Source organism: Pseudomonas sp. 37 R 15 (assembly GCF_900004865.1).
Classification (GTDB): domain Bacteria; phylum Pseudomonadota; class Gammaproteobacteria; order Pseudomonadales; family Pseudomonadaceae; genus Aquipseudomonas; species Aquipseudomonas fluorescens_AM.
Genome location: NZ_CVTV01000057.1, coordinates 99,772 through 124,806, shown reverse-complemented (window position 1 = coordinate 124,806; position 25,035 = coordinate 99,772). Strand labels below are relative to the sequence as shown.

Below are 25,035 nucleotides of genomic sequence, written 5' to 3'. Positions count from 1 at the left end.
GCGAAGCCCCCGGCCGAGAGGTAGGTATAGGCGCGACCAAATAACGGAACTTTGGCCGCGCAGGCATTCTCCATTGCAGATAGCCCCGCTTCAGCCGGCCCGCGCCGGATGATTGCTGACTGCAACCCGCCGCCAGAGCCGTCCATGACCGAATCCAGCCTCAGCCACGCCGAACCTTCCAAGCCGTCCTTGCGCCGCGCCGTAACCGGCCCGATGTTGTTCCTGTTCATCCTGGGCGATGTGCTCGGCGCAGGCGTGTATGCGCTGGCCGGAACCATCGCCGGCCAGGTCGGCGGGGCGATCTGGGTGCCGCTGCTGGTGGCGTTGTTCTTCGCCATGCTCACGGCCGGCTCGTACGCCGAATTGGTGACCAAATACCCCCATGCAGGCGCCGCGTCGGTGTTCGCCGAAAAGGCGTTCAAGTCGCCGCTGATTTCGTTTCTGGTGGGCTTTTGCATGCTTGCAGCCGCCGTGACCAGCGCCGCCGGGTTATCCCTGGCGTTTGCCGGTGACTACCTGGCGGCGTTCTTTGACGTGCCGCCGCACTGGGCGGCGCTGGTCTTTTTGCTGGTGATTGCGCTGTTGAATGCCCGCGGGATCAAGGAATCGCTGGGCGCCAATATGGTGATGACGTGCGTGGAACTGTCCGGGCTGCTGTTGGTGGTGGTTGCCGCAGCCTGGTGTTTCCACTCCGGCGAAGCCAACCTGGGGCGAGCGTTCGAATTCAAGCCCGGCATCAATCCGATGCTCGCCGTGCTCGGCGCTGCGCTACTGGCGTTCTATTCGTTCGTCGGCTTCGAGACGTCGGCCAATCTGGCGGAAGAAATCCGTGGTGTGCGCAAGGTTTATCCGCGTGCGCTGTTCGCCGCATTGATCGTGGCGGGCATCGTGTATATGGCGGTCGGTGTTGCCGCCTCCGTGGTGCTGCCGATGGACAAGCTGACAGCCACGTCGGCACCGCTGCTTGAAGTGGTGAGCGCCTCGGGCCTGAATATTCCACCGCAATTGTTTGCCTTCATCGCCTTGGTGGCGGTCGCCAATGGCGCGCTGTTGACAATGGTCATGGCCAGCCGCCTGACCTACGGCATGGCGCGCATGGGCCTGTTGCCGGAGCCGTTGTCGCGCGTGCTGGCCAAGCGCCGTACGCCTTGGCTGGCGATCATTGCCAGCACGGCCGTGGCCATCGCCTTGACATTGACCGGCACGCTGGCGGCATTGGACGAGACAGTGGTTTTGTTGCTGCTGTTCGTGTTCCTTAGTACCAACCTGGCGGTGCTGGTATTGCGGCGTGACACCATTGAGGAGAAGCATTTTCGTGTGCCGAGCTGGGTGCCGGTGCTGGCGATTGTTTCGTGCCTGATTCTGCTTAGCCAGCAAAGCCTGGATACCTGGTTGCGCGGTGGGGCGCTGATTGTGCTGGGCATGGTGCTGTATGGCTGCAATCGATTGGCGACGCCGGCTGTGCAGGCGAGTTGAGTACACCTGCCGTGTCGCTGCCTATGCCGCCGATGGCTGCGGGTCGGTCGCCTCGTGGGTGGCTGACACTTCTCCATCCATGGCACAAATAAAAACGCCCGGAGCGCGTGCTGCGCTCACCGGGCGTTATTTTTGATCACCGGGGTGATCAAGGCATCACGTCAGAAGTCCCAACGCGTACTGACCATCACGTTACGCGGCTCGCCGTAGGCGGCGGAGTTATAGAAACCGACGTTGGTGTAGTAGGACTTGTCGAAGATGTTGTTGAAGTTGACCGTTGCCGACAGGTTCTTGGTGACCTGGTAGCGGGTCATCAGGTCCACCAGCCAGTAGGATTCCTGGGTGATGTCCTGATTGGTTTCGAGTGGCCCGTTCCAGATCTCGTTCCAGCCCTTGGTCTGCCAGCGCACGCCGCCGCCGATGGTGAACTTGTCCAGGTCACCCTTGAGCTTGTAGGTGGTGTTCAGGTTGACCTGATGCTCGGGCTCGAAGGTGGAGATCTTCTTGTCGTCGTCATCGCGCACGATTTTGTGGGTGTAGCCACCTTGCACTTGCCAGCCCGGGCTCAACTCACCGGTGATTTCCGCTTCGTAGCCCTTGGTCACGGCCTTGGAGCCTTTGAATGCATAGTTCTGCGGGGTCGGCGTCTGGTTGTTGTACGCATCGTCGGAGATCGCACGGTTGGTCTCATGCACTTCGAAGTAAGCAATGCTGGTGTTCAGGCGGCCGTCGAAGAACTCGCCCTTGAGGCCAATCTCGTAGTTTTGTCCTTCGTCCGGTTCCAGCAGTTTTTCGTTGCGGTCTTTATAGGTACTTTCCTGAGGCTGGAAAATATCGGTGTAGCTGGCGTACGCCGAGAAGTTGTCGTTGAGGTCGTAGATCACCCCGGCATAAGGAATGAACCGCCCGGTTTCCTTGTAGGAAGGGTTGTTACCGGTGACGTGATAGTTGGCTACGCGCCCGCCGAGGATCACGTTCAGGTCATCCATCACGTTCAAGCGTGTGGTCACGTAGTAACCCGTCTGGCGGATGGTGTCATCGATGTACTGCTGGGCCGGGCCGTAGATAGGCTTGGCGAGGTGGCCGTTCCAGTTATAGAAATCGACTTTGTTGCCGCCCGGCCATTCCGGGGACCAGTAACCCTTGCCCTGCCAGCGCGAGGTGCCGATCGAGCCGCCCACCACCAGCTCATGTTCACGGCCGAACAGGCTGAAAGGTCCGGTGGCGTAGAGGTCGGCGGAGGTGCTTTTGGTTTCGCCGGTGTACTTCTGCCCGTTGATTTCGGCGGTGCCATCGGCTGCCGGCTGGACGAACTGAATCGAACCGAGGTCGGCGTGGTAGCCGTTGATCTTGTGGTCGAGCTGGAACTTGGTCACCCAGCCGTCGCCCAGGTCATGCTCGAGCATGGCGAACGCGGTACGGGTGTTCTGCTCCCAGGAACTCCAAGTGGTGCCGTTGTTGTAGGAGCGCGGCATCTTGTTGATGCTGCCGTTGGAGTTTACCAGCGGGAAGGAGCCGGACCAGCTCGAACCCTGCGGAACGTTGTCCTGGTAGTCGAAGCCCACGGTCAGCAGGGTGTCGGGGGACAGGTCGAATTCGGTAATGCCGTAGTAGGTTTCGGTCTTGCGCGAGTAGTGGTCCATGAACGACTTCTTGTCCTGGTACGCGGCCACCGCACGCCCACGGATATTGCCGCTGTCGGTCAGGGGCCCGCTGACATCCACTTCACTGCGGTAGTTGTCCCAGGAGCCGGCGCCCAATTGCACATGCCCTTTGAAATCCGAGGTCGGTTTCTTGCGGATCAGGTTGATGGTCGCCCCCAGGGAGCCGGCGCCGTTGAGCAGGCCGGTAGCGCCCTTGAGCACTTCGACACGGTCGTAGATCGCCATGTCGCTCAAGGTATTGCCCGCCGAGTAACCGACGTTGCGCACGGTGGAAGGAATACCGTCGTACTGGAAGCTGTTGACCGAGAAACCCCGGGAGTAGTAGTTGGTACGGTCGCTGTCATAGGCAGACACCGTGATGCCCGGGGTGTGGCGCATCACGTCATCCATGTTGTTGAGGCCGAAGTCCTCGATGTGCTGGCGAGTGACCACGGTGATCGACTGCGGCGTTTGCCGGGGCGTCAGGGTCAGGCGCGTGGCGGTGGCGATGGTGCCCGGGGTGTAGGAGCCCGAACCTTCGGTGATGTTGCCCAGGTAGTTGGCGGTGACCTCGGTCGGGCTCAGTTCCAGCCCGCCACCTGCGCTGGCGGCGGCCACCGTCAAGGTATTGCCGTTAAGGCTGTAGGTGGTCTGGCTGCCTGCCAGCAACGCATCGATGGCCTGCTGCGGCTGCATCTTGCCGTTGATTGCGCGACTGTTCTTACCCTGCACGTCGCCAGGGCTGTACAACACTTGCACATTGGTCTGGCGGCCAAATTCCTGCAGCGCGCTCCCCAGCGGCTGTGCAGGAATGTTCAACTCGATCTCCTGGGCCTGAACGTAGCCTGCAATCGGCAGCGACACTGCCAGTGCCAGGGCACTCGGAAGAAGGTTCATGTTCAGGGCCCTGCGCATGGATAACGCTTTGCTCAGGGGGCTCAGACCGAGTCGTGCTGGCATGGATGCTTTCTCTTCTAGGTTTTAAGTGGGCAGTTATCGTATCTATTGAGGTTAATTCTCATTACCACTAGTGAGACGTTCCTACCTGGAAAAACCGGAAAATAAAATTCACGCGGGCTCCATTTCGTGTACCACCTGACCGGCGCGCAGGCGTACCAGCTGGTCGGCGATGTCGAAATAACGGTCGTCGTGGCTGATCACGATGATGGTCTTGCCCAGGCGCTTGAGGTCCGGCAACAGCTCGGTGTAGAAGATCCGGCGGAAGGCCGGGTCCTGGTCGGCGGCCCATTCGTCGAACACCAGCACCGGGCGTTCTTCCAGCCAGGCGTTGACCAATGCCAGGCGCTTGCGCTGGCCGGTGGACAGGTCGGTGGTGCTGAACACGCCGTCCTTGACGCTGACCTTGTGCGCGATTTCCAGGCGTTCCAGGTACTTGGTGGCGCTGTCCAGGGACTGGGTGGCGCTGCCCTGGACCAGGTCGTCGAACAGGTAATAGTCGGAAAACACCGTGGTGAACAGCTGGCGATAGTCATCGCGCTCAGGGTCGGTGACCGCTTCGCCATTCAGGCGAATCTCGCCGCCCTGAGGTGGGTAAAGACCCAGCAGCAGTTTGATCAGGGTGGTCTTGCCGCTGCCGTTTTCACCGACGATAAACACGATATCGCCTTGCTGGATACTCAGGTTGATCGGCCCCAGGTGGAACGGCTCGCTGCCTTCGACCGCTGGCGGGCTGTAGCTTACATCGCGCAGTTCGAGGCTGTTGACCACCGGTTTGGGCGCTTCGCTGTCGTCCATCAGCAGGTGCGGTTCGGGCGACGAAAAACGCTCCGACAGTTCACTGATGCGGCCAAATGCGATCTTGGCCTTGCCCACCACGGGCAGGTAACCCAGCAGATGTTCCAACGGGCCTTTCATGTACAGCAGCACCAGTACGAAGCCGGTGATCACCGTCGGGTCCGGGTTGGGGTTATACGCCTGCATCGCCAGGGCCAGGCCGATGACCACGAAGAACAGCATCGAGCCAAACGTCTTGGCCAGGATGTAGATGTTGACCGAACGCACCTGGATATCGCTGATGCGGTCAGCGGTTTCCTGGATGCGGTGGGTGTTCATGCGAAACCGCCGTGGCCGGTGCATGCGCAGTTCCTTGGCGCCGGACGCAATGGCGTTGTAGTAACGCTGCAACTCGTCTTCATGGCTGCGCGCCAGGTCGAAGCCCTGGATGCCTTTGCCGCCGGCGATGAACTGCACGGCGCTGCCGATAATGATCGCCACCACCATCATCAGGAACATCGGCACCGACAGGTAGGCCAGGTAGCCCAGGCAACCAAGGGTGACCGTGGCCGCGATGGCCAGCGGCGTGAACGCGAAGGAAAAGTCGCTGATGGTGTCGACGTCGTGGGTCAGCACCGGGATCAGGCGGTGGGAGCGATAGCGTTCGATCTGGCCGATGGGCGCCGATAACACCTTCTCGCCCAGGTCCTTGCGCAGGGCGGCGATGATCCGTTGCCCGACGTAGTTGGTGCCGATGTCGGAAATGATCGAACTGAGCAGCGCCACCACGCACAGCGCCGCAAACGTCAGGACCACGCCCTGGGTCATGCCGGCCGCCGAATGCAGCGCGTTATTGATGGTCGCCAGCAGCAATGTAATAGCCAGGCCGCCCACCATGCCGAGGGCAACGGAGACCGTCACAATGGTGCGAAAGGGCCGGAGCAGGGCGAGCAAGCCTTTGAAGGCGCCGCGTTTGGGGTCGGTCATAAATACATCCCGGAGAGTGAAAAGAGGGGCTGGGCACACAGACCCTTACCCATGACAAACGAAGTGTCGGCGCGACTATTTAGCTCGGTGTGCCGGGCGGTGGCGGCGCTGGATAAATTGCGCGAGGGCTGGTTCGTTCTTGTTGTGTAGGCGCACGGGTATTCACGCCGTACGTATTCCTTCTGCGAGAGCGAAACAATGACGAAAAAGAACCTGGTGTATGTCTGGTCCCTGAGAAATGCCGCCGCCGACAAGGCCGGGCAGCCGGTGGCCTACAAGGACCATGAGCGCTACATGAAGTCGGTGCTGGAGTTTCTGGTGGGCTCGCTCAACGACACCGCGCTGGGCGACGCCTACAATCTGGTCGGGGTGGTGTACGACGATGATGAGCACAACCCGCGGGATCAGGCGCTGGTCGCCGATTACGGTTTCGCCTGCACGCCTGGCCGTCCATGGTTGTACCCGGCCGACCTGCGCGTGCAGGGCAAGTTGGTCAACGACCTGTTGCTGAACGTGCCGTCGACCTATCGTCGCCTGCCTCGGGGCAGCGCCGAGCATATCGCCGGCAAACAGGATTTCGAACGACGCCTGCATGACGTGCTGGTCGAGTTGAAAGCCGACATTGTGGTGCTCGATGGCTTGCTGGTGATCCTCGATGAACTGGTGCGCCCAGGCGCGCCGTTTGCACGGCGCATCATGAACATCCATCCGGGTATCACCCGTATCGAATCGCCTTACGAACGCCGTGGTGCCTATGCCACCTGGAACGCGTTGTATGGCGCACGTGGGCAGACCGTGGTGGACTGGGCGACCAGGGCCACCACGCCTTCGGAGCCGCTGTACCTCACCGGTGCGTCATTCCACTATGTGGATAACGGCATTGATTCCGGCGAAGTGTTCCACGACGTATTGAAGACCGAGATTTCGCCGCAAGACACCATCCTCGAACTGCGCTGGAACAACTTCAACAACAGCCTGTTCCCGGCGCTGCATGAAGGCCTCGAGCGGTTGGCCCAGAAGGGCTGAGTACACTCTTCGAGTGGTATGAAAGTCAAAGTGTGGGAGGGGCTTGGTGTATGGCCTGGAGCACGCGCACTGCCCGAAAACCAATCCAGTCACGCCGCGTCTGCGCGTAAATACATTCCTCCTGATGCATGGCGTTCAAATGTGGGAGGGGGCTTGCCGCCGATGGCGGTGTGTCAGGCGCAGATGCATGCACTGACAGTGCCTCATCGGGGGCAAGCCCCCTCCCACTTTGGGTTGGTGTATGGCTTAGAGGTCGCGCACTACACGGAAGCCAATCCAGTCATGCCGCGTCTGCGGGTAAATACATTCCTCCTGATGCGTGGCGTTCAAATGTGGGAGGGGGCTTGCTCCCGATGGCGGTGTGTCAGGCGCAGACGCATGCACTGACAGTGCCTCATCGGGGGCAAGCCCCCTCCCACATTGGGTTGGTGTATGGCCTGGAGCACGCGCACTGCCCGAAAACCAATCCAGTCATGCCGCGTCTGCGGGTAAATACATTCCTCCTGACGCATGGCGTTCAAATGTGGGAGGGGGCTTGCCCCCGATGGCGGTATGTCAGGCCTAGATGCATGCACTGACAGTGCCTCATCGGGGGCAAGCCCCCTCCCACATTGGGTTGGTGTATGGCTTGGAGCTCGCGCACTGCCCGGAAGCCAATCCAGTCACGCCGCGTCTGCGGGTAAATACATTCCTCCTGACGCATGGCGTTCAAATGTGGGAGGGGGCTTGCCCCCGATGGCGGTGTGTCAGGCGCAGATGCATTCACTGGCAGTGCCTCATCGGGGGCAAGCCCCCTCCCACATTGGGTTGGTGTATGGCTTAGAGGTCGCGCACTACACGCAAGCCAATCCAGTCACCGCGGGTCTGCGGGTAGATGTTGTTGCGGTTGCCGGAACGGGAAAACACTGGCGCCTCGCCCCAGTCATTGCCGCGAATCTGGTACGACTCGCAGTTCGGTTCCATCCAGGCACTGCCGTCGGTTGGTGCACCGATGTAGTTCGGGTGTTCACAATCGGCAACCCGTTCATACACATTGCCATGCATGTCGTACATGCCAAACGCGTTCGGCGGGTAGCTGCCCACCGGTGACGAATAGCTGTAGCCGTCCGCCGGGCCGTAGGTGTTGGCGTGTTTGGCAATGCTGTAGCCCTTGCCGTCGTCGAACGGGAAGGGGAACGGCCCGCGGGTGCCGGCGCGGGCCGCGTATTCGCGCTGGGCTTCACTGACCATGTGGTACTGCTGGCCGGTTTTTTTCGACAGCCAGGCCACGTAATTTTTGATGTCGTCCATGTCCATGCACACCGCTGGCTGGCGTGGCCCCTGAGGGTAGCGCGGCTTGCTGGCGATGCATTCGCGGCCGGGACGATCATCGCCATTGGCGATCTTCACCCCGGTCTGGCGTACGTAGCTGTCCCATTCACCGGCGGTAATGTGGAAGCGGCTCATGGCGAAGGGTTTGGCGAAGGTCACTTCATGCATCGGGCCTTCGTCCGGCTCGCGGCCGACTTCGTCTTCCGGGGTGCCCATGGTGAAGGTGCCGGCAGGCAATACCACCATTTCCGGGCAGTCCTTGCAGTCCTTGAAGACTTTGCCCGGTTGTGGTGCCGCCGCCTGGGCCAAGCCCGGGAGCAGGGCGCCACACAGTGCGGTCAGCGCCAGGGCTGTCAGGGGTTTGAGTCGAAATGGCGTCATGTGAGCGTCTCGTTCAAAGAAAAAAAGGTCACGACCGCTGGCTCAGCAACGCCATGAAGCGCTGGATGTCATCCGAGCTGTTGAGCAGGCCGGGGGAGGTGCGGATCACGGGGCCTACGTCGCGGTCCACCGCGTCGATCACTACGCGGTTTTGCTGCATGTAGGCAGCTATGGCATCGCTGTTCTGGCCGTTGACCCGAAAGAAGGTAAAACCTGCCGATAGTGCTGGACTGCGCGGCGTGACCAGTTCTATCCGCGGATTCGCCAGCAGTTGCTCTTTAAGCTCGGTGTTGAGGGCGTGGATACGCGCTTGCACCGGCGCCTTGCCCAGCTGCAGGTGCAGCTTGAAGGCTTCGTCGGCGGCCCAGCGGTGCTCGAACGCGTGGTAGCCGCCGGGCGTCATGGTGGTGGCGAAATCCGTATCTTCGGAGAATGTCGGCACCATCGGCGTGACGTAGGTGTTTTCGGGGCTGCGAGCGCATACCAGGCCGGTGCCGCGCGGGCCGAACATCCACTTGTGGGTGCCGGCGATGAAGAAGTCGCAGTGCATGGCGGGGAAGTCGAGATTTTCCACACCGAAGCCGTGCACGCCGTCGACCACGTAGAGGAGACGGTCGTTGTCGTCACGGTTGCGGTTGTATTCATCGACCAGTTGGCCGATTTCGCCAATGGGCAATTTGACACCGCTGCCCGACTGTACCCAGGTCATGCCCAGCACGCGGGTGTTGGGGCGGATATTGCGCTGTATATTGCCCAGCACTTCATCGGCGGACACGCGGCTGGCGCTGTCGAACAGCCGGATGCGGCGTACCTGGGTGCCTTCCCTGCGCACGCGAAAATCCAGGACGTTCTGCGTCGCGTAATGCTCATGCTCGGTGGTGAGGATTTCCTGGTCGGCGCGCACCTTGATCCCGCCATAAATCATCGCCAGCCCTTCGGAGGTGCTGCCGGTCAGGGCGATCTGCGCCGGTGTGGCGTTCAGGTAGCGGCCCGCCCACTCACGCACCTGGCCTTCGCGCTTCCAGGTTTCCTGCAGGTCCCAGTCCATCGCCAGGCCGGGGTTGCGGTCGATCTGCGCGCGGTAGCGTTCGATGGCCTCGCGCACCGGCCTGGGGTGCGACGTCACCAGGAAGTTGGAAAAGTGCAGGTAATCCGGGTCCTGGTTGAACAGCTGTTTCAATCCCGCCCATGGATCGTTCGTGGCGGCGGCCAGCGCCTGGGGAATCAGCGTGTTGCCCAGCGGCAGGCTGGCGGCCAATACGCCGGCCTGCTTGAGGAATGTACGACGGTCGGTCATGGACTGACTTCTTGATGCGCCGAGGGTTTGGCGGCTTTCTGTACCTGCTCCCACACCCGCAGGAAGTTGCCTCCCCACAGCTTGGCGATATCGGCTTCGGAGTAACCGCGCTGGATCAGTTCGGCGGTGACGTTGCGCGCGTCACCAACGTTCTCCCAGCCCTGCAGGCCGCCGCCGTCGTTGAAGTCCGAAGCGATGCCGACGTGATCGATGCCGATCTTGCGCACGGTATAGTCGATGGCATCGCCCCAGTCCTTGAGGGTCGCCTTGGGTTCTTCCTCGAGAATCGCGTACAGCTCGCTGGCGTACTGGCCGAAGCGTTGTTCGGACCACGCGGCGATGATCGCGTCGCCCGGCATCAAGGCCATCGCCAGGTTAGGCAGCGGCGGCAGATCGAAGCGGGCGCGCAGCGCGTTGAGCTTGTCCTGGGTCGGCTGGCTCAGGGGTCGCAGGTAGGCAGCAAAGCCCACCACCTGCACCACGCCGCCGCTGTGCTTGATCAGTTGCAGTTCCTTGTCGCTGAGGTTGCGCGGGATGTCCACCGACGCCCGGGGCGCCGAGTGGGACGCTACCATCGGCGTACGGCTCAACTGCGCAACCTGTTCCAGGGCCTTGGTCGACATCTGCGACACGTCGATGATCACGCCCAGGTCATTGAGGCGCTGCACCGCTTGCTGGCCGATGGGCGACAGGCCCTCGAGGGCGTCGGTGGTGTCATTGAAAAACGGCAACGGGCGCGACGAGTCCGACCACGCGTTATTGCCGATGTAGCTGAAGCCGAACATGCGCATGCCGCGCGCCGCCCACAGGTCCAGCTGGTTCAGGTCGTTACCCAGCGGGTAGGCGTTGAGCATGCTGATAAAGATCGCGAACTTGCCTTCGCCGTGCAGACGGCGCATGTCGTCCGGGGTGTAGGCGATGCCCACCTGGTTGGGGAAGTCGCGGACCATGCCGGAGATGATTTTGTAGCGTACCTCCTGCTCATGGCGGGCTTCCTCGACAAAGCCGTCGGTGGGTTTGTGCGGGGCGTTGGGGCCGTTCCAGATTTCCGGCCAGCCGAAAATGGTCAGGGCCGCGCCGGATAATCGTCCGCGCGCCGCTTTGGCCAGGTCGAACTGGCCGCTGCCATCCTTGTCGGCTTCATTGCCGGCGGTGCCGAAATCCATGGGCACGGTGATATGGCTGTCGAACGACAACAGGCGATCCTGCATTTCATTGGCTTGCTTGATCACCTCCAGCGGGTAGCCGGCGTTGCCCTTGAACCAATGATCCCAGACCAGAAAGCCGGCCCCGGCAGCGACCGCCAGTGCCAGCGGCAGGCCGATATACAGCGCCTTTTTCGAACGTGGTTTTGTCATTGCCATCTCAGTCAGTTGAGGCCTTTGCTATCAGGGAAGAACGAGCGATGACGGGGGAAATTTAGCGGGCGCTGCCCTGGCGGTAAATTTCCCCAGGCTGCAAACGTTCTAGCTCTGATTAAGCCGTTTCCTAAGGTAGACAATGACGATCTCTCGACGTGGGTTCATCGCAGGCCTGGCGCTGACCGGCGCGGCGGTGCCCGCGGCCTTTTATGCCCATCGCGAGTTGACGCGGGAAGAAGAATTCCCGGTCACCCCCGGCGAAGCCACGGTCGACCTGGCCGACACCCAGGGCCAGCACCTGGCGAACACCTTGCGCGGCGTCTGGAGCCTGCGCCTGGAAGGCCGCGATGCCGGCCTCAGGGGCTTGCCGACGCAGGGCCTGGCGCTGCTGCTGGATATCGCTCCCCGTGGCCGCGGCTTGCGCGGTTACCTGGACACCGCCGAGAACCTGCGGGCCGACGGCGAGCCGCGCTACCGCGTATTGGGCGATCTGGTGACGGGCGAGGGCGCCGTGCTCTATTGGCGGCTGATCGACCGCGATTCGGCGGCGGGCATTCCGGCCTACGAATTCAAGATGACCCTCGATGAAGTCTGGGCCGACTTCGGCAATGCCGGCAGCGGCACCCTCAGTGGGCAGGTCCTCGACCTCGAGCGGCCCTTGGCATTGACCGAGCGCGACAATCGATTTATCGCCCACAAACAGCTGTTCCCCGAAGCCCGCCAGCGTATCGGCCTCAACCCGACCCTGCTGGCCTGGCTGATTGCCCCCGAACATCGCCTGTTTCATCAGCTCTGGCACGCCACCCGTGACCAATGGCACAAGCTGTCCGAAGAAAAACGCGAGGCCCTGCGCGGCCTCGGCTGGCAACCCGGGCCGCGTGGTCGGGAGCGCGATGCGCGGGGCAAGCTCAAGGACCGTAACGGCTCGGGCATCGACTTTTTCTTCATGCACCGCCATATGCTCGGCACTGCCCGCGCCATGCAGGACCTGCCGTCATGGCCGCATTTTCCCGAGCCCCAGCCGGCGCTGGAGCGCGATCGCCCGGGCTTCGTGCGTTACTTCGATAACCACGACGGCTTTGCGCTGCCGCCCTGCTGGTCGGCGCCGGATGACGCCGATTACACCCAGTGGGTCAGCGACATCAAGGCGGCCGAGACCTACCACAGTAATTTCCAGGTGTGGGAATCCCAATACCGCGACCCACGCTACCTGGCCAGGTTGACCCTGGGCCAATTGGGTTCGGAGATGGAGCTGGGCCTGCACGATTGGCTGCACATGCGTTGGGCCTCGGTGCCGCGCGACCCGTCCAACGGCGCCCCGGTGCCGTTTGCCCGCGACCCGGCGGATTTTGCGCCGCGCTGGTACGCCCCGGAGAACGACTTCCTCGGCGATCCGTTTTCATCCCACGTGAACCCGGTGTTCTGGCACTTCCACGGCTGGATCGACGACCGCATCGAGGACTGGTTTCGCGCCCACGAGCGGTTCCATCCGGGCGAGGTCACCCGGCTTGAGGTCAACGGCGTAGCCTGGTTTGCAGCGGGACGCTGGGTTGAAGTCGGCGACCCCTGGCTCGGCCCGGACACCCACGGGTGCAGCACCACGCCGGGGTTGCAGCAGGGGCGCTCGATGGAAATGGACCCGGAAATCATGAAACTCGCCCTGCGCATCACCTTTGGCGCCGATGAGGAACTGCTCAAGGGCCTGTTCAAGCGCGTGCCGCAACGACCCTGGTATGCGCGGCACTTGAAGGTCAAGCGCGAAGGGTAAGGGCAACCCGAATGCCTGTGGCGAGGGAGGTGCCTGACACCCGCACGTTCAGCCTTTCAAACCTGCCTGAAGAGCCTGAATCGAAGACGAAAAAAAACCGGCTGATCAGGCCGGTTTGGGGTTCCCTTCAACAGCAGGGGTTATACGTGGTTGCTCAGCAGGCGATCTGCACCGCCTTCAGCCAGGCCACGTTCCTGCAAGCGATCTGCACCGCCTTCGGCCAGGCCACGTTCCTGCAGGCGATCTGCACCGCCTTCAGCCAGGCCACGTTCCTGCAGGCGATCTGCACCGCCTTCAGCCAGGCCACGTTCCTGCAAGCGATCTGCACCGCCTTCGGCAACGCGTGTTTCAATCATGCGATCGGCGCCGCCTTCAGCGACTACCGGGTGGGCGAAAGCGTTTGCAGCCAGTACCGAAAAAGCGAGGCTAAGCAAGAGTTGGCGTTTCATGGTGGTGTGCTCCAAGTGTTTTAGTGGGGTGCCGTTTGGCATGGGTTTGATGTTACGCGTCGCAGTTTTTAAGAGAACTTCATTGCGCTGATGGTGACTATCGACGCCAGCGATGGACCCGCTCACGGGCCATCACTGCGACCGTCATGGCATCTGCGGCACTTCATTGGGGCGCAGGTCAAACACCAGCACCTCGGCGTCAGTGCCCTGGCTCAGGCGAATCTGGCGCTCGTCCCGTACGCGCACGCCGTCGCCTTCCTGCAAGCGTTGGCCATTGAGCTCGACGCTGCCGCGCGCCACATGGATGTAGGCGTAGCGATCCGGCGGCAAGTCCAGTTGCGCGCTTTCATCGCCATCGAACAGCCCGGCATACACCCGCGCATCCTGGCGAACATTCAACGAACCGTCGGCGCCGTCCGGCGAGATGATCAACTGCAGGCGCCCACGTTTTTGCGCTGCGCTGAAGTGCTCCTGCTGATAGCGCGGCTTGGCCCCGGCCTCGTTGGGCACTATCCAGATTTGCAGGAAGTGCACGCCACGGCTTTGACTGTGGTTGAACTCGCTGTGGGCCACGCCGCTGCCGGCGCTCATCAATTGCACATCGCCAGGGCGGATCACCGAGCCGGTGCCCAGGGTGTCCTTGTGTTCCAGGGCGCCTTCGAGCACATAGGAGAAAATCTCCATGTCGCGGTGCGGGTGCTGGCCGAAGCCTTTGCCGGCGGCGACGCGATCATCGTTGATCACCAGCAGGTCGGAAAAACCCTGTTCCTTGGGGTTCCAGTAGTTGGCGAAGGAGAAGGTGTGGAACGACTTCAACCAACCGTGATTGGCGGCGCCGCGTTCGGAAGCTTTGCGAAGGGTCAGCATGGTCCAGTCCTCAAGTGAGCGCGGGCTGCGAGAGGCAGGGCGCTTGCGTTGAGAAGAAGATTAATGGTTAGCGGAGAATTCATTAAGAAGATCAAATTTGAATAACTGTCTCCTATGAGTTGACAGTAAAAGGCATGCCATAATGCCCGTCGCATTCCTTCTCGATGGACGTTTCCCGCTTATGAAAACCGTGGCCATGGCGCTGTTCCCGGACTTCCTGCTGCTCGACATGGCCGGGCCGCTTGAAGTGTTTTCGATTGCCAACCGCTACCTGCCGGTGGCCGACCACTACCGGATCCTGACTGTCGGCACCGAGTCCGGGCCGTTGCGCGCGTCCAATGGCGTCACGGTGCAGACCGACCTGCTGCTGGAGCAGGCCCAGGCGGCCTATGATGTGCTGCTGGTGCCTGGCGGTCCGGGTGCCTATAACGAATGTCATCCTGCGCTGCTGCCCTGGTTGAAGGCGATGGCGCCACGGGCGCGGCGTTTCGGTTCGATCTGCACCGGCGCCTTTGTGCTCGGGCACGCCGGCTTGCTCGACGGGCACCGCGTGACCACCCACTGGCATTACACCGAACGCTTGATCAAGGCATTCCCAAACGCCATCGTCGAGACCGATCGCATCTACCTGCAGGACCGACGGTTGATCACCTCGGGTGGCGTCACGGCCGGTATCGACCTGGCCCTCTCGATTGTCGCCCAGGACCATGGCAAGCAGGTGGCGGTGGACGTGGCCAAGGTGTTGCTGGTGGTGATGAAACGCCAGGGTGGCCAGGCCCAGTTCAGCCCGATGACCGCCGCCGTGGCGCCTCAGGAAACCGCGGTCACTCGGGTGCAGCACCATGTGCTGGCCCATCTCGACCAACCTTTTACGATCGAGTCGATGGCCGAAATGGCCGGCATGAGTGCGCGACACTTTGCGCGACTGTTCGCCAAGGAGGTGCAGATGACGCCCATGGCGTTCCTGCAAGGCGCACGCATCGACCGTGCCCGCCAGTTGCTGGAAACCACCGACCTGCCGCTCAAGACCGTGGCGTTCCACTCAGGCTTCGGCAGCGTGCGGCATATGCGCTTTCTGTTCAGTGAAAAGCTCGGCTTGAACCCTACCTAATACCGACAGCAGTTCAGTTAACGACCCAATGTCCGTCTGAGGCACCCGATTGTCCGTATCGCTCCCCGTGCCAGCATTGTCCTGTCACCGCTAGCTGGCAAGATAACGACGAGCCCACGAAAAAGGATGCGCAGGCACTCAAGCACGGGTGTTTCAGCGCTGTTACGGACATGAATCATTCTGCGGCGGTGAGCTTCGGCCCCTACACATTTCATCGACACCAGCGTCTGGTCAGCAAGGCTGGCTGGCCGGTGCCGCTGGGCGGGCGCGCCCTGGATATCCTCGCCGTGCTGCTGGAAGCGCCGGGGCACTTCATCAGCAAGGCAACCTTGATCGAACGGGTCTGGCCCAACAGCGTCGTTGAAGACAATAACCTGCGCGTGCACATTGCCGCGTTGCGTCGCGCCCTTGATGTGCAGCCTTTGATCCTCAATCACCCGCAGCGCGGCTACTGCTTCGCTGCGCCCGTACAAGGCGCGCTGGCGACGTTGCCGGCACCGCACAACCTGGCGGCGCGGCTCAGCCCGGTGGTCGGTCGCGATGAGCTGGTGGGCGTGCTGGTGCGGCGCATGGCCGGGCAACGGCTGTTGACCCTGACCGGTGTGGCCGGTATCGGCAAAAGTACCCTGGCCCTGGCCCTGGCCGAGCGTGTGTTGCCCCGCTATCGCGACGGGGTGTGGTGGGTCGACCTGGGCAACCTGCGTACGTTGGGCGAACTGCTCGGGCATCTGGCCACGCTTTTCCAGTTGGACCGCTGCGACAGCCTAGATGAGCTGTGCCGGCGGTTGGCCGCGCGCCGCTTGTTGCTGGTACTCGATGGGGCCGACCTGCTGCTCGGTGCCTGTCGCAAGCTGCTGCGCGCGCTGCAGCAGAGGGCGCCCGAAGTCAGCGTGCTGGTCAGCAGCCGCGAGGCCTTGCTGGCGCCGGACGAATGGCTGGTGCGCGTACCGCAGTTGGGCGTGCCGTCACCGTCGGCGCTGGGCAGTGTCGAGCAGGCCATGGCCTGTCCCGCGGTGCAGTTGTTCGTCACACGGGCACGCGCCAGTCAGCAGGGTTTTATGTTACGGCCCCAGGAGTTGATGCCGCTGCACGATATTTGTCGGCGCCTGGACGGTATCCCGTTGGCCCTCGAACTGGCGGCCGCCCAGGTTGACGCACTGGGTATCGGCGGTGTGCAGCGGCAATTGCGCACCGGCCTGCACGGGCTGAGCCGCGGTCGTCGCACGGCGGTGGAACGCCATCACTCACTGACTGCCGCGCTGGACTGGAGCTACCAGCGGCTGAGCCTGCCGGAGTGCTGGCTGTTTCTGCAATTGGGCCTGTTCAAGATGGCGGTAACCCTGCCCACCTTAAGTGAAATGGTCACCGGAACCGAGCTTGAACACGCCGATTTGTCTTACCTGCTGGCGCGTCTGGTCAATCTGTCGCTGCTGACCGCCGAGCCTGGCCTGGGCCCGACGCGCTATCGCCTGCTCAATTGCGTGCGCAGCTACGCCCTGGCGCAACTGCGCGATCCGCGTCAGGTAGAGCGTTTGCAGCACGGCTACGGGCAGTGTCTGGGGGCTTTTTCAGGCCGGCCGTTTGTCCTGCAACTCGTCGAGCAGGCGGCGCACGCGCAGTAGATCGCGGGTGGCGAAGCCTTCGGTAAATCGAGCGTAGATGGGCTCCAGCAACGCCCTGGCGGCCTGCCTGCGCCCTTGTTGCTGCCACCGTTGCGCCAGGCAGCCCGCACACCGCAGCTCCCAGGCCAGGGCACCTTGCTGGCGTGCCAGGCCAAGGGCTTCGAGCAGCAGCGTTTCAGCGCCGGGGGTATCGCCCTGGAGCGCCGCCTGGCCGGCGTACACCCGCAGGATTTCCGCGGCGCACCAGCCCGCCGCGCCACTGCGCGCGCGTTGCATACCCGGCTCATCGACTTGACTCATGCCGAAAGTGACCAGGGTGTCCTCGATCAGTCCCAGGCCCTGTAGATCCTGGTCGCCCAGGATACCGGCGTAGTGTCCGGCCCAAGTCTGGAACAGTTGCACCGAATGCTTGTGCGACTGCTCAAGCAGCAGGCGTTGCATGGCCTGTGCCTCGTCGTCGGCACCGTTGTAGCGGGCGATCACCACACCGGCCAGGGCCAGGGTGTAGCAGATCGAGGTGCCGTGGTTGATCTGCAGCGCCAGGTCCAATGCCTGGCTCGCGGTGCGCCAGGCACGCTCGGGGAAGCCCTGTAGCCACAGGATGCGTGCCAGTACGGTCAGGGACGCGACGCTCTGGTCGTACTGCACGCCGACGCCCTGGGCAAAGCGGTTCACGTGGCTGCTGTGGCTCATGCGCTGCAGCACCTGCTCGGCATGGTGCCGGGCCAGTGCCTGATTGCCGGTGTAATGCTGGGCCAGGGCGCGCAGGCGCTGGGTGCTCAGGTCCAGCAGTGGCTCGGTGCGCGGGTCGAGGCGATCGAATTGCAGGCTCTGTTGCAGCGCCTGGCCATAGCGCCCGGCACACAGGTTCACCGCCATATGCCCGGAGACCGCACGCAACTGGCCGGCCAGGTCCTGGCGTTCCTCGGCCAGGCGCGCGGCACCGACAAACGCCGCAATGGTCTGCGGCGCGGCGCCCAGGGCGTGGTAGGAGAGGCTGCCCAGGGCCAATTGCAGTTGCAGGGTCAATTGCGTGCAGGGCGCTTCGACCTGATCGATCAGCGCCAGCGCCTTGTCCACATAACCGGCATGTTCGCGCAGCAACGACAGTTCTTGCCACAGCGGCATCGCACTGACCGTCAGGCGGATCGCCAGCAAATGCCCCGCGTGGTCGGAAAACCCCCAGTCGAGGGCGGCGCGCACGTCTTCGCGCAGCGGTGCGTAGCGCTCGATCCAGGGCTGGGTGGCGATCAGTTCCCACTCGCCGCGGGCCTGTTCCATCAACGCCAGGCAGCGCGCCGCGTGGCGCTCGCGCGTGGCCTGCAACTCGCCCGCCAGGCTGAGCTTTTCCAGGGCGTAAGTGCGGGTGATATCCAGCAGGCGATAGATCATCTCGTCCTCGCTGGCGTCCACGTTCAGCAGCGACTTGGCCACCAGTTGCGTGATCGAGCCCAGCACTTCGGTCGGGGCGATGTGTTCCCCGGCGATCACCGCCGCTGCACTGACCAGGCTGAAGCCCCGGCGAAAGACCGCAAGCCTGCGCAGGCAGATCTTTTCGCCTTCGGTGAGCAGCTCAAAGCTCCAGTCAAGCGTGGCCCGCAGGGTTTGCTGGCGGGGCAGGGCGTTGCGCCGTCCGCGGGTCAGCAGGCGGAAGTTGTCTTCCATCTGCACCAGCAGTCCCGGCAAGCCAAAACGCTCGATCTGCGCGGCCACCAGCTCGATCGCCAGGGGAATGCCGTCCAGGCGCTGGCAGATATCGATGGCCAGCGGCAATTGAGCATCGCTCAGGGCAAAGCTGTCCTGATGGGCCATTGCCCGCTCGATCAGCAATTGCATGGCCGGGTAACCCAGGGCCTGGGCGCGGTTGCCGGTGGCGGGCGGGCAGCTCAGCGGCTCCAGGCGTTGCACCGACTCACCTTCGGCGCGCAGGGCTTCGCGGCTGGTGGTGAGAATGTGCAGGTGCGGCGCATGGCGCAACAGGGTTTCGCTGATCAGGGCGATGTCGTCGAGCAGGTGCTCGCAGTTGTCGATCACCAGCAGCAGCTGGCGTGCCTGCAGGCTGCGGGCGAAGCTGACCAGCGGCGCATTCTCCCCAGGTGTGGCGCCCAGCAGGGCGGCGAGGTTGGGCAGGATCATCGATGCGGCGCTGAGCGGTGCCAGGTCGAGCAGGTGAATACCGTCGCGGTAATGCCCGATCAGCAATTCCGCGACGCGCAGGGCAACGGTGGTCTTGCCGATGCCACCGGCTCCGGTCAGGGTGATGAAACGTTGCTGCGGCAGTTGCTGCACCAGCGCATCGATCAGGGCCTGGCGGCCGATCATTCGCGTGCGCCGCAGCGGCAGGTTGTGGCCAGGGCGTTGGGGCGCGCCGTCGGTGGGTAGCGTCATCGGTTCGATGCTCAGTGGCGCGACAAAACTGTAGCCGCGCTGGGCGACCGTGACGATATAGCGCTGCCCCGCCTGGCCATCGCCCAGGGCCTTGCGCAACGCGGCCATGTGCACCCGCAGGTTGCCGTCTTCCACCACGCTTTTGGGCCAGACCCGCGCGATCAGTTCCTGCTTGCTCACCACATTGCCGGCGTGCTCCAGCAGGATCAGCAGAATGTCCACCGCCCGCCGTCCCAGGCGCAGCGGGCGACCGGCCTCCAGCACCAGGCGCTCGCGCGGATGGATGCGGTAGGGGCCGAAGTGCACGGCCTGGTCGCTCAAATCATTCATGGCTGCCCAGGTTCAAGAGTAACGGATGGGCAAGCATATTCCAGGCGCTTGAAGACCACTAGGCCGCGATCACTTGCGGCTTGGAGCGCGAGTGGTGGTTTCGCCAGGTCATCGGGTTCACGCCCTCGCTGCGAGTGAACATATGACAGAAGTGCGCCTGGTCGCAAAAGCCGCATTCCAGGCTGATTTGCGTGAGGCTCAGGGAAGAGCCGGTGATCAGTTCCTTGGCGCGCAGGATGCGCTGGTGGCGAATCCACTCCTGGGGCGATACCCCGGTGGAACACTTGAAGGCGCGGGAAAAGTGGCTGCGCGACAACGCGCAAGCCTGGGCCAGCTCGGCGATGCTCAGGCTTTCGCCGAGGTTGGCGAGGATCAGTTGCTTGGCGATCCGCTCGCGCCGGGGGCACAGGCCTCCGGTGGCGGATAAACGAGGGGCATATTGCTCGAGTCGGGCCATGACAAATATCCGCAGTCGATGGGAGCGTTCCCGTTGAATGGATGCAGTGTAGACGCCGTTCATCTTGTTGCCGGACCGCCTGGCTGACGAGTTAATCGTTGTTAATTTCGCCAGGTGCCGGCGTGGAAAAGACAGCACAGGCATGCAATCCAACGCGTTGTGGGCATGCTTCCATGACCCCCTGCAAACCGTCTGGATACCGCCATGAACCGCAACGACCTGCGCCGCGTCGACATGAACCTGCTGGTGATTTTCGAAGCCCTGATGTTCGAGAAGAACCTGACCCGGGTCGCCGAGAAACTCTTTATGGGCCAGCCGTCGGTGAGTGCCGCACTGGGCCGCCTGCGCGACTTGTTCGACGACCCGTTGCTGCTGCGCAACGGTCGCGGCATGGAACCCACGCCACGGGCGGTGGCGATACTCAAGGAACTGCAACCGGCCATGGACACCATTTCGGGCGCCGTCAGCCGGGCCAAGGATTTCGACCCCTCCACCAGCTGCGCGGTGTTTCGCATCGGCCTGTCCGACGACGCGGAGTTCGGACTGTTTCCACCCTTGCTCAGTCGCCTGCGCGAAGAGGCGCCAGGCATCATCGTGGTGGTGCGCCGGGCCAATTACTTGTTGATGTCGTCGTTGCTGGCCAGTGGTGAAATCTCGGTAGGCGTGAGCTACACCACCGAACTGCCGGCCAACGCCAAGCGCAAGAAGCTGCGCGATATTCCCTGCAAGGTGCTGCGAGGGGATGATGGCGAGGCGCCACTGACCTTGGACGATTACTGTGCCAGACCCCATGCCATGGTCTCGTTCTCGGGCGACCTGAGCGGCAATATCGACCTGGACCTGGCACGCATCGGACGGTCGCGGCGGGTGGTGCTGGCGGTGCCGCAGTTCAGCGGGCTGCGCGCATTACTGGCGGGTTCGCAGATCATCGCGACCGTACCCGACTACGCGGCGTGCGCATTGACCGAGGGCACCCGTCTGCGGGCCGAAGACCCGCCGTTCGCGATTGATGCGGCAGAGCTGTCGATGGTGTGGAGCGGGGTGCATGACAATGACCCGGCCGAGCGCTGGTTGCGGGGAAAGATTGCGCAGCATATGGCCGGGGAGGTCTAGCTGTTCAGCCCTGGCGCCGTACGCGTTTTAACCTGGCCGGCCTTGATGTACAGCAAAGTCCTAACGGTGCGCACGCTTTTTCCGGCTGCCCGCCTGGGTTTGGCCCGCCTACCATGGGTCAACTTTCAAGCAGGGGCTGGTCACGACTATGTATATCTCTCAGAAGCCACAGTTTATTCCACCGGTTACACCGCCGCCGGGTCATGACGCGCCCGCATCGACGTCGCGGCAGCCGGTGCAACTACCCGCGAGCGATGATCATCCCGCCGCGGGCGCTAGCCTCGCGCGCTCAACCCGCTCTGTTGTGTCTACGCAGGGAACGATCCCGGTGACTGTCGAGGCGTCAAAGCTGGACAGGGTGAGCGATCCACGCCTGGAGGTTAAGAAGGAGGCTTCAGCGCCCGATGGAATGTACCTCGCTTATTACTCGGTTCCCGGATCAGGCCAGGGGCTGAGCAACATTACTTTTCCAATCAGTATTGGCGCGGGCGCTCAAAGAACCAGTAGCGAGTCTGCGGGGATTTATTACGCGATGCAGTTCGGCATCAATGACGAACAGGGTAAGTCCCTCGGCGACGGGTATATCGGGCTGCAACCAGGGGCGGATGGCAAGGCGCAGGTGCCGTTTTCCGGGTTCGGGTCGCACTTCACTGCGCCACACGGCAGTACCGACGCGGATGGTGGCCCGGGGGCGAGCAACAGTACAACGGTGGATTTCAAGTTCGGTCATAAATACAACCTCACCGTGGAGCAAGACCCGAAGAATCTGCAGCGGCTGAGCGGGTATATCCAGGACGTCACCGACCCCGATAAAGTCGGGCCCAAGCAGCATGTCAAAGACCTTTACGTCGATAGCAAGGTCAGCTTGGCCACACGGCATAGCGGGTTCGTTGAACACTACGGTAAGGACATCGATCGCAGTTCGCAGATTGCGCCGACCGCAGGCAGTTTTTCCGCGCCCTTTACGACGGATGACAAAGGCACTATCACGGTGGGCTCCGTCACGAACGAAGGCTTGTATGGTCGGTTCCGCAATTCGATCACAGGCGATCTGGAAGTGACTCGAGTGAACGGCGAGAGTAAGGAACTCAAGTTCTCATTCCAGGGTGTCGGCTACCAAAAGCCAAGCTGAGCGTCGCAGGGGAGGGGGCCTAACGGTTTCCTTTCGTGCCTCGAACGGCTGGGTCAAACAGCACATACATTCAATTCTCCACTGCCATTGCCCAGCAAACTCCCCCCATCGCTCAATGCACCGGGGGGAAACACCCATCATGGACCCAACACCTAACACCAGCCCCGACGAAGTCGTCACGCTGGTCGTCAAGCACCGGGTCAAGCCCGGCCGTGAAACCGAGTACGAAGCCTGGCTGCGCCGCATCGTGCGCATCGCCGGTGAACGCCCCGGCCACCTTGGCGTCGACGTCGTGCGCAGCCAGCAGAGCGGCATGGCCCTGTTTACCTGCGTACTGCGCTATCGCTCCACCGCCGCCCTGGAGTTGTGGCTCGAGTCCCCGCAACGCCAGGCCCTGATCGACGAAGCCGCGCCGATGCTGGCTGACGGCGACCAGACTGAAATCGGCGGTGCCAATGAATTCTGGTTCGCCCCCCAGGCCGACGGCGCCGCCAAGCCGCCGCGCTGGAAGCAGGCGGTGGTGAGCCTGTTTGTGATCCTGCCGCAAACCCTGCTCCTGCCGTTTATCTGGGGGCCGATCCTGCGGTTGCATCCGTTTCTGTCCAACTACGTGGTCTCCACCTTCCTGGTCACCCTGACCATCGTGCTGCTGGTGGTTTACCTGCTGATGCCGGCGGCCACCCGCCTGTTCGCTCCCTGGCTCGAAGCCTCTGTAAAGGAAACCCTATGAACGCCGATCTGATTCTGTTCAATGGCCAGTTCCACACCGTGGACCGGGAAAACCCACACGCCAGCGCCGTCGCCATTCGTGACGGGCGCTTCGTCGCAGTGGGCACTGACGGTGAAGCCATGGCCCTGCGCGGCAGCGCCACCCAGGTCATCGATCTCAAGGGCCGTACCGTGATTCCCGGCCTCAACGACTCGCACCTGCACCTGATCCGCGGCGGATTGAACTACAACCTCGAGTTGCGCTGGGAAGGCGTGCCGTCCCTGGCCGATGCCCTGCGCATGCTCAAGGACCAGGCCGACCGTACTCCCACGCCGCAATGGGTACGCGTGGTGGGTGGCTGGAACGAATTCCAGTTCGCCGAAAAACGCATGCCCACGCTTGAAGAACTCAACCAGGCCGCGCCGGATACCCCGGTATTCGTGCTGCACCTGTACGACCGCGCCTTGCTCAATCGTGCGGCGTTGCGCGTGGCCGGTTACACCAGGGACACGCCGAACCCACCGGGCGGCGAAATTGTGCGTGACAGCAACGGTAACCCCACCGGCATGCTGGTGGCGCGGCCCAACGCGATGATTCTGTACTCGACCCTGGCCAAAGGCCCGAAACTGCCGTTGGAGTATCAGGTCAACTCCACCCGCCAGTTCATGCGTGAACTCAATCGCCTCGGCCTGACCAGCGCCATCGACGCCGGCGGCGGTTTCCAGAACTATCCCGACGACTATGCGGTGATCGAGCAACTGGCCAGGGACCAGCAGCTGACGGTGCGCATCGCCTACAACCTGTTCACCCAGAAGCCCAAGGAAGAGCTCAGCGACTTCAAGAACTGGACTGGCAGCGTCACCCTGCATCAGGGCGATGACTACCTGCGCCACAACGGTGCCGGCGAGATGCTGGTGTTTTCCGCCGCCGACTTCGAAGACTTCCTCGAACCGCGTCCGGACCTGCCGCTGACCATGGAGCAGGAGCTGGAACCGGTGGTGCGCCACTTGGTGGAACAGCGCTGGCCGTTCCGCCTGCATGCCACTTACGACGAATCCATCTCGCGCATGCTCGACGTATTCGAGAAGGTCAACCGCGACATTCCGTTCAATGGCCTGCCGTGGTTTTTCGATCACGCCGAAACCATCACCCCGAAAAACATCGAGCGCGTGCGTGCCCTCGGCGGCGGTATTGCGATCCAGGACCGCATGGCGTTCCAGGGCGAATACTTCGTTGAGCGCTACGGTGCCAAGGCCGCCGAAGCGACGCCGCCGATCAAGCGCATGCTCGCCGAAGGCGTACCGGTAGGCGCGGGCACCGATGCCACGCGGGTATCGAGCTACAACCCGTGGACGTCGCTGTACTGGATGGTCAGCGGCCGCACCGTCGGTGGCCTGGAACTGCACGCCGAGGGCCTGCCGCGCCTCACCGCGCTGGAGCTGTTCACCCACGGCAGCGCCTGGTTCTCGTCCGAGCAGGGCAAGAAAGGCCAGATCAAGGTCGGCCAACTGGCAGACGTTGCGGCGTTGTCGGCGGATTTCTTCAGCGTTGACGAAGAAGCCATCAAGTGGATCGAGTCGGTACTGACCGTGGTCGGCGGCAAGGTGGTGTATGGCGCCGGCGACTTCGACGATTACGCACCGCCGCGCGTTCCGGTACTGCCGGACTGGTCGCCGGTGGTCAAGGTGCCGTGGCACTGGTGCCCAAGCTCGCCACTGCAGGCCCAGTTGCACCAATGCAGCGGCCCCTGCGGCGTGCATGCCCACAGCCATGAAAAGGCCCGTCTTTCCAGCGTGCCGGTCAGCGACTTCCAGGGCTTCTGGGGTGCGTTCGGCTGCTCGTGCTTTGCCTTCTAATCAAAACCCAAGGAGTT

The 25,035-nt window shown here is 62.7% G+C and carries 18 protein-coding genes; 10 read left to right on the top strand and 8 right to left on the bottom strand.

The window, feature by feature from the left end; translation table 11 throughout:
• The first annotated feature begins 144 nt into the window (after window positions 1-144).
• The gene (locus tag BFQ04_RS23250) at window positions 145-1,476 is read left to right on the top strand and encodes an APC family permease (RefSeq protein WP_065952835.1); all 1,332 of its coding nucleotides are present in this window, start codon (window positions 145-147) and stop codon (window positions 1,474-1,476) included.
• 161 nt (window positions 1,477-1,637) lie between these two features.
• Here BFQ04_RS23250 and BFQ04_RS23245 read toward each other — a convergent pair whose 3' ends face one another.
• Together BFQ04_RS23245 and BFQ04_RS23240 are read right to left on the bottom strand one after the other, a co-directional pair.
• Window positions 1,638-4,079 (bottom strand): TonB-dependent siderophore receptor, encoded by a 2,442-nt coding sequence (locus tag BFQ04_RS23245; RefSeq protein ID WP_083218052.1) that lies wholly within the window; start codon window positions 4,077-4,079, stop codon window positions 1,638-1,640.
• A 108-nt stretch (window positions 4,080-4,187) separates the two neighbouring features.
• Window positions 4,188-5,840, bottom strand: coding sequence for a cyclic peptide export ABC transporter (locus tag BFQ04_RS23240; protein ID WP_065952833.1), 1,653 nt, complete (start codon window positions 5,838-5,840; stop codon window positions 4,188-4,190).
• 198 nt (window positions 5,841-6,038) lie between these two features.
• Here BFQ04_RS23240 and BFQ04_RS23235 point away from each other — a divergent pair, with 198 nt between their 5' ends.
• Entirely contained in the window at window positions 6,039-6,866 is an 828-nt protein-coding gene (locus BFQ04_RS23235; RefSeq protein WP_065952832.1) for a N(5)-hydroxyornithine transformylase PvdF, read from the top strand.
• An 819-nt stretch (window positions 6,867-7,685) separates the two neighbouring features.
• Here BFQ04_RS23235 and BFQ04_RS23230 read toward each other — a convergent pair.
• The 3 genes from BFQ04_RS23230 to pvdM are packed head-to-tail and all read right to left on the bottom strand — an operon-like array spanning window position 7,686 to window position 11,213.
• On the bottom strand, window positions 7,686-8,558 hold the full coding sequence (locus BFQ04_RS23230) for a dihydropyoverdine dehydrogenase (RefSeq protein ID WP_065952831.1): 873 nt from the start codon (window positions 8,556-8,558) through the stop codon (window positions 7,686-7,688).
• Window positions 8,559-8,586: 28 nt separating this feature from the next.
• The gene (locus BFQ04_RS23225) at window positions 8,587-9,855 is read right to left on the bottom strand and encodes a pyoverdine-tailoring periplasmic protein PvdN (RefSeq protein ID WP_065952830.1); all 1,269 of its coding nucleotides are present in this window, start codon (window positions 9,853-9,855) and stop codon (window positions 8,587-8,589) included.
• Window positions 9,852-11,213, bottom strand: coding sequence for a pyoverdine-tailoring dipeptidase-like protein PvdM (gene pvdM / locus BFQ04_RS23220; protein ID WP_065952829.1), 1,362 nt, complete (start codon window positions 11,211-11,213; stop codon window positions 9,852-9,854). Before pvdM ends, BFQ04_RS23225 begins: the two co-directional genes overlap by 4 nt.
• Before the next feature lie 142 nt (window positions 11,214-11,355).
• On the opposite strand from pvdM, the gene BFQ04_RS23215 reads away from it, so the two are divergent.
• On the top strand, window positions 11,356-12,984 hold the full coding sequence (locus BFQ04_RS23215) for a pyoverdine maturation tyrosinase PvdP (protein WP_065952828.1): 1,629 nt from the start codon (window positions 11,356-11,358) through the stop codon (window positions 12,982-12,984).
• 146 nt (window positions 12,985-13,130) lie between these two features.
• Window positions 13,131-13,457 carry a hypothetical protein gene (locus BFQ04_RS29785; RefSeq protein WP_175413312.1) on the top strand — a complete coding sequence of 109 codons (327 nt, stop codon included), beginning with the start codon at window positions 13,131-13,133 and terminating at the stop codon, window positions 13,455-13,457.
• Window positions 13,458-13,577: 120 nt separating this feature from the next.
• Here the strand turns inward: BFQ04_RS29785 and BFQ04_RS23205 are convergent, their stop codons facing one another.
• Window positions 13,578-14,300, bottom strand: coding sequence for a pirin family protein (locus BFQ04_RS23205; RefSeq protein ID WP_065952827.1), 723 nt, complete (start codon window positions 14,298-14,300; stop codon window positions 13,578-13,580).
• A gap of 181 nt (window positions 14,301-14,481) precedes the next feature.
• Between BFQ04_RS23205 and BFQ04_RS23200 the strand changes: the two genes are divergently transcribed.
• Window positions 14,482-15,411 (top strand): GlxA family transcriptional regulator, encoded by a 930-nt coding sequence (locus BFQ04_RS23200; protein ID WP_065952826.1) that lies wholly within the window; start codon window positions 14,482-14,484, stop codon window positions 15,409-15,411.
• A 170-nt stretch (window positions 15,412-15,581) separates the two neighbouring features.
• Entirely contained in the window at window positions 15,582-17,033 is a 1,452-nt protein-coding gene (locus BFQ04_RS23195) for a winged helix-turn-helix domain-containing protein (RefSeq protein WP_065952825.1), read from the top strand.
• On the opposite strand, the gene BFQ04_RS23190 is transcribed toward BFQ04_RS23195, so the two are convergent.
• Together BFQ04_RS23190 and BFQ04_RS23185 are read right to left on the bottom strand one after the other, a co-directional pair.
• Window positions 16,980-19,751 (bottom strand): ATP-binding protein, encoded by a 2,772-nt coding sequence (locus tag BFQ04_RS23190; RefSeq protein WP_065952824.1) that lies wholly within the window; start codon window positions 19,749-19,751, stop codon window positions 16,980-16,982. The genes BFQ04_RS23195 and BFQ04_RS23190 overlap by 54 nt on opposite strands.
• Window positions 19,752-19,809: 58 nt before the next feature.
• On the bottom strand, window positions 19,810-20,208 hold the full coding sequence (locus BFQ04_RS23185; RefSeq protein WP_065952823.1) for a helix-turn-helix domain-containing protein: 399 nt from the start codon (window positions 20,206-20,208) through the stop codon (window positions 19,810-19,812).
• A gap of 204 nt (window positions 20,209-20,412) precedes the next feature.
• Between BFQ04_RS23185 and BFQ04_RS23180 the strand changes: the two genes are divergently transcribed.
• The 4 genes from BFQ04_RS23180 to BFQ04_RS23165 all read left to right on the top strand — a co-directional run bounded on the left by BFQ04_RS23180 (window position 20,413) and on the right by BFQ04_RS23165 (window position 25,018).
• The gene (locus tag BFQ04_RS23180) at window positions 20,413-21,321 is read left to right on the top strand and encodes a LysR family transcriptional regulator (protein ID WP_065952822.1); all 909 of its coding nucleotides are present in this window, start codon (window positions 20,413-20,415) and stop codon (window positions 21,319-21,321) included.
• A 148-nt stretch (window positions 21,322-21,469) separates the two neighbouring features.
• A complete protein-coding gene (locus BFQ04_RS30145; protein WP_256544613.1) occupies window positions 21,470-22,453 on the top strand; it encodes a hypothetical protein in 984 nt (327 codons plus the stop codon).
• A 139-nt stretch (window positions 22,454-22,592) separates the two neighbouring features.
• Window positions 22,593-23,183 (top strand): antibiotic biosynthesis monooxygenase, encoded by a 591-nt coding sequence (locus tag BFQ04_RS23170; RefSeq protein ID WP_065952821.1) that lies wholly within the window; start codon window positions 22,593-22,595, stop codon window positions 23,181-23,183.
• Complete coding sequence (locus BFQ04_RS23165) at window positions 23,180-25,018, top strand: amidohydrolase (protein WP_065952820.1); 1,839 nt, start codon at window positions 23,180-23,182, stop codon at window positions 25,016-25,018. Before BFQ04_RS23170 ends, BFQ04_RS23165 begins: the two co-directional genes overlap by 4 nt.
• Window positions 25,019-25,035 lie beyond the last annotated feature (17 nt).

Bases quoted from the DNA above. Each gene is read 5' to 3' on its own strand.
- BFQ04_RS23245 (WP_083218052.1), bottom strand. From the start codon at position 4,079: ATGCCAGCACGACTCGGTCTGAGCCCCCTGAGCAAAGCGTTATCCATG.
- BFQ04_RS23180 (WP_065952822.1), top strand. From the start codon at position 20,413: ATGAACCGCAACGACCTGCGCCGCGTCGACATGAACCTGCTGGTGATT.
- BFQ04_RS23235 (WP_065952832.1), top strand. From the start codon at position 6,039: ATGACGAAAAAGAACCTGGTGTATGTCTGGTCCCTGAGAAATGCCGCC.
- BFQ04_RS23205 (WP_065952827.1), bottom strand. From the start codon at position 14,300: ATGCTGACCCTTCGCAAAGCTTCCGAACGCGGCGCCGCCAATCACGGT.
- BFQ04_RS23225 (WP_065952830.1), bottom strand. From the start codon at position 9,855: ATGACCGACCGTCGTACATTCCTCAAGCAGGCCGGCGTATTGGCCGCC.
- BFQ04_RS23200 (WP_065952826.1), top strand. From the start codon at position 14,482: ATGAAAACCGTGGCCATGGCGCTGTTCCCGGACTTCCTGCTGCTCGAC.
- BFQ04_RS23170 (WP_065952821.1), top strand. From the start codon at position 22,593: ATGGACCCAACACCTAACACCAGCCCCGACGAAGTCGTCACGCTGGTC.
- BFQ04_RS23190 (WP_065952824.1), bottom strand. From the start codon at position 19,751: ATGAATGATTTGAGCGACCAGGCCGTGCACTTCGGCCCCTACCGCATC.
- pvdM (WP_065952829.1), bottom strand. From the start codon at position 11,213: ATGACAAAACCACGTTCGAAAAAGGCGCTGTATATCGGCCTGCCGCTG.
- BFQ04_RS23165 (WP_065952820.1), top strand. From the start codon at position 23,180: ATGAACGCCGATCTGATTCTGTTCAATGGCCAGTTCCACACCGTGGAC.
- BFQ04_RS23185 (WP_065952823.1), bottom strand. From the start codon at position 20,208: ATGGCCCGACTCGAGCAATATGCCCCTCGTTTATCCGCCACCGGAGGC.
- BFQ04_RS23250 (WP_065952835.1), top strand. From the start codon at position 145: ATGACCGAATCCAGCCTCAGCCACGCCGAACCTTCCAAGCCGTCCTTG.
- BFQ04_RS30145 (WP_256544613.1), top strand. From the start codon at position 21,470: ATGTATATCTCTCAGAAGCCACAGTTTATTCCACCGGTTACACCGCCG.
- BFQ04_RS23195 (WP_065952825.1), top strand. From the start codon at position 15,582: ATGAATCATTCTGCGGCGGTGAGCTTCGGCCCCTACACATTTCATCGA.
- BFQ04_RS23215 (WP_065952828.1), top strand. From the start codon at position 11,356: ATGACGATCTCTCGACGTGGGTTCATCGCAGGCCTGGCGCTGACCGGC.
- BFQ04_RS23240 (WP_065952833.1), bottom strand. From the start codon at position 5,840: ATGACCGACCCCAAACGCGGCGCCTTCAAAGGCTTGCTCGCCCTGCTC.
- BFQ04_RS23230 (WP_065952831.1), bottom strand. From the start codon at position 8,558: ATGACGCCATTTCGACTCAAACCCCTGACAGCCCTGGCGCTGACCGCA.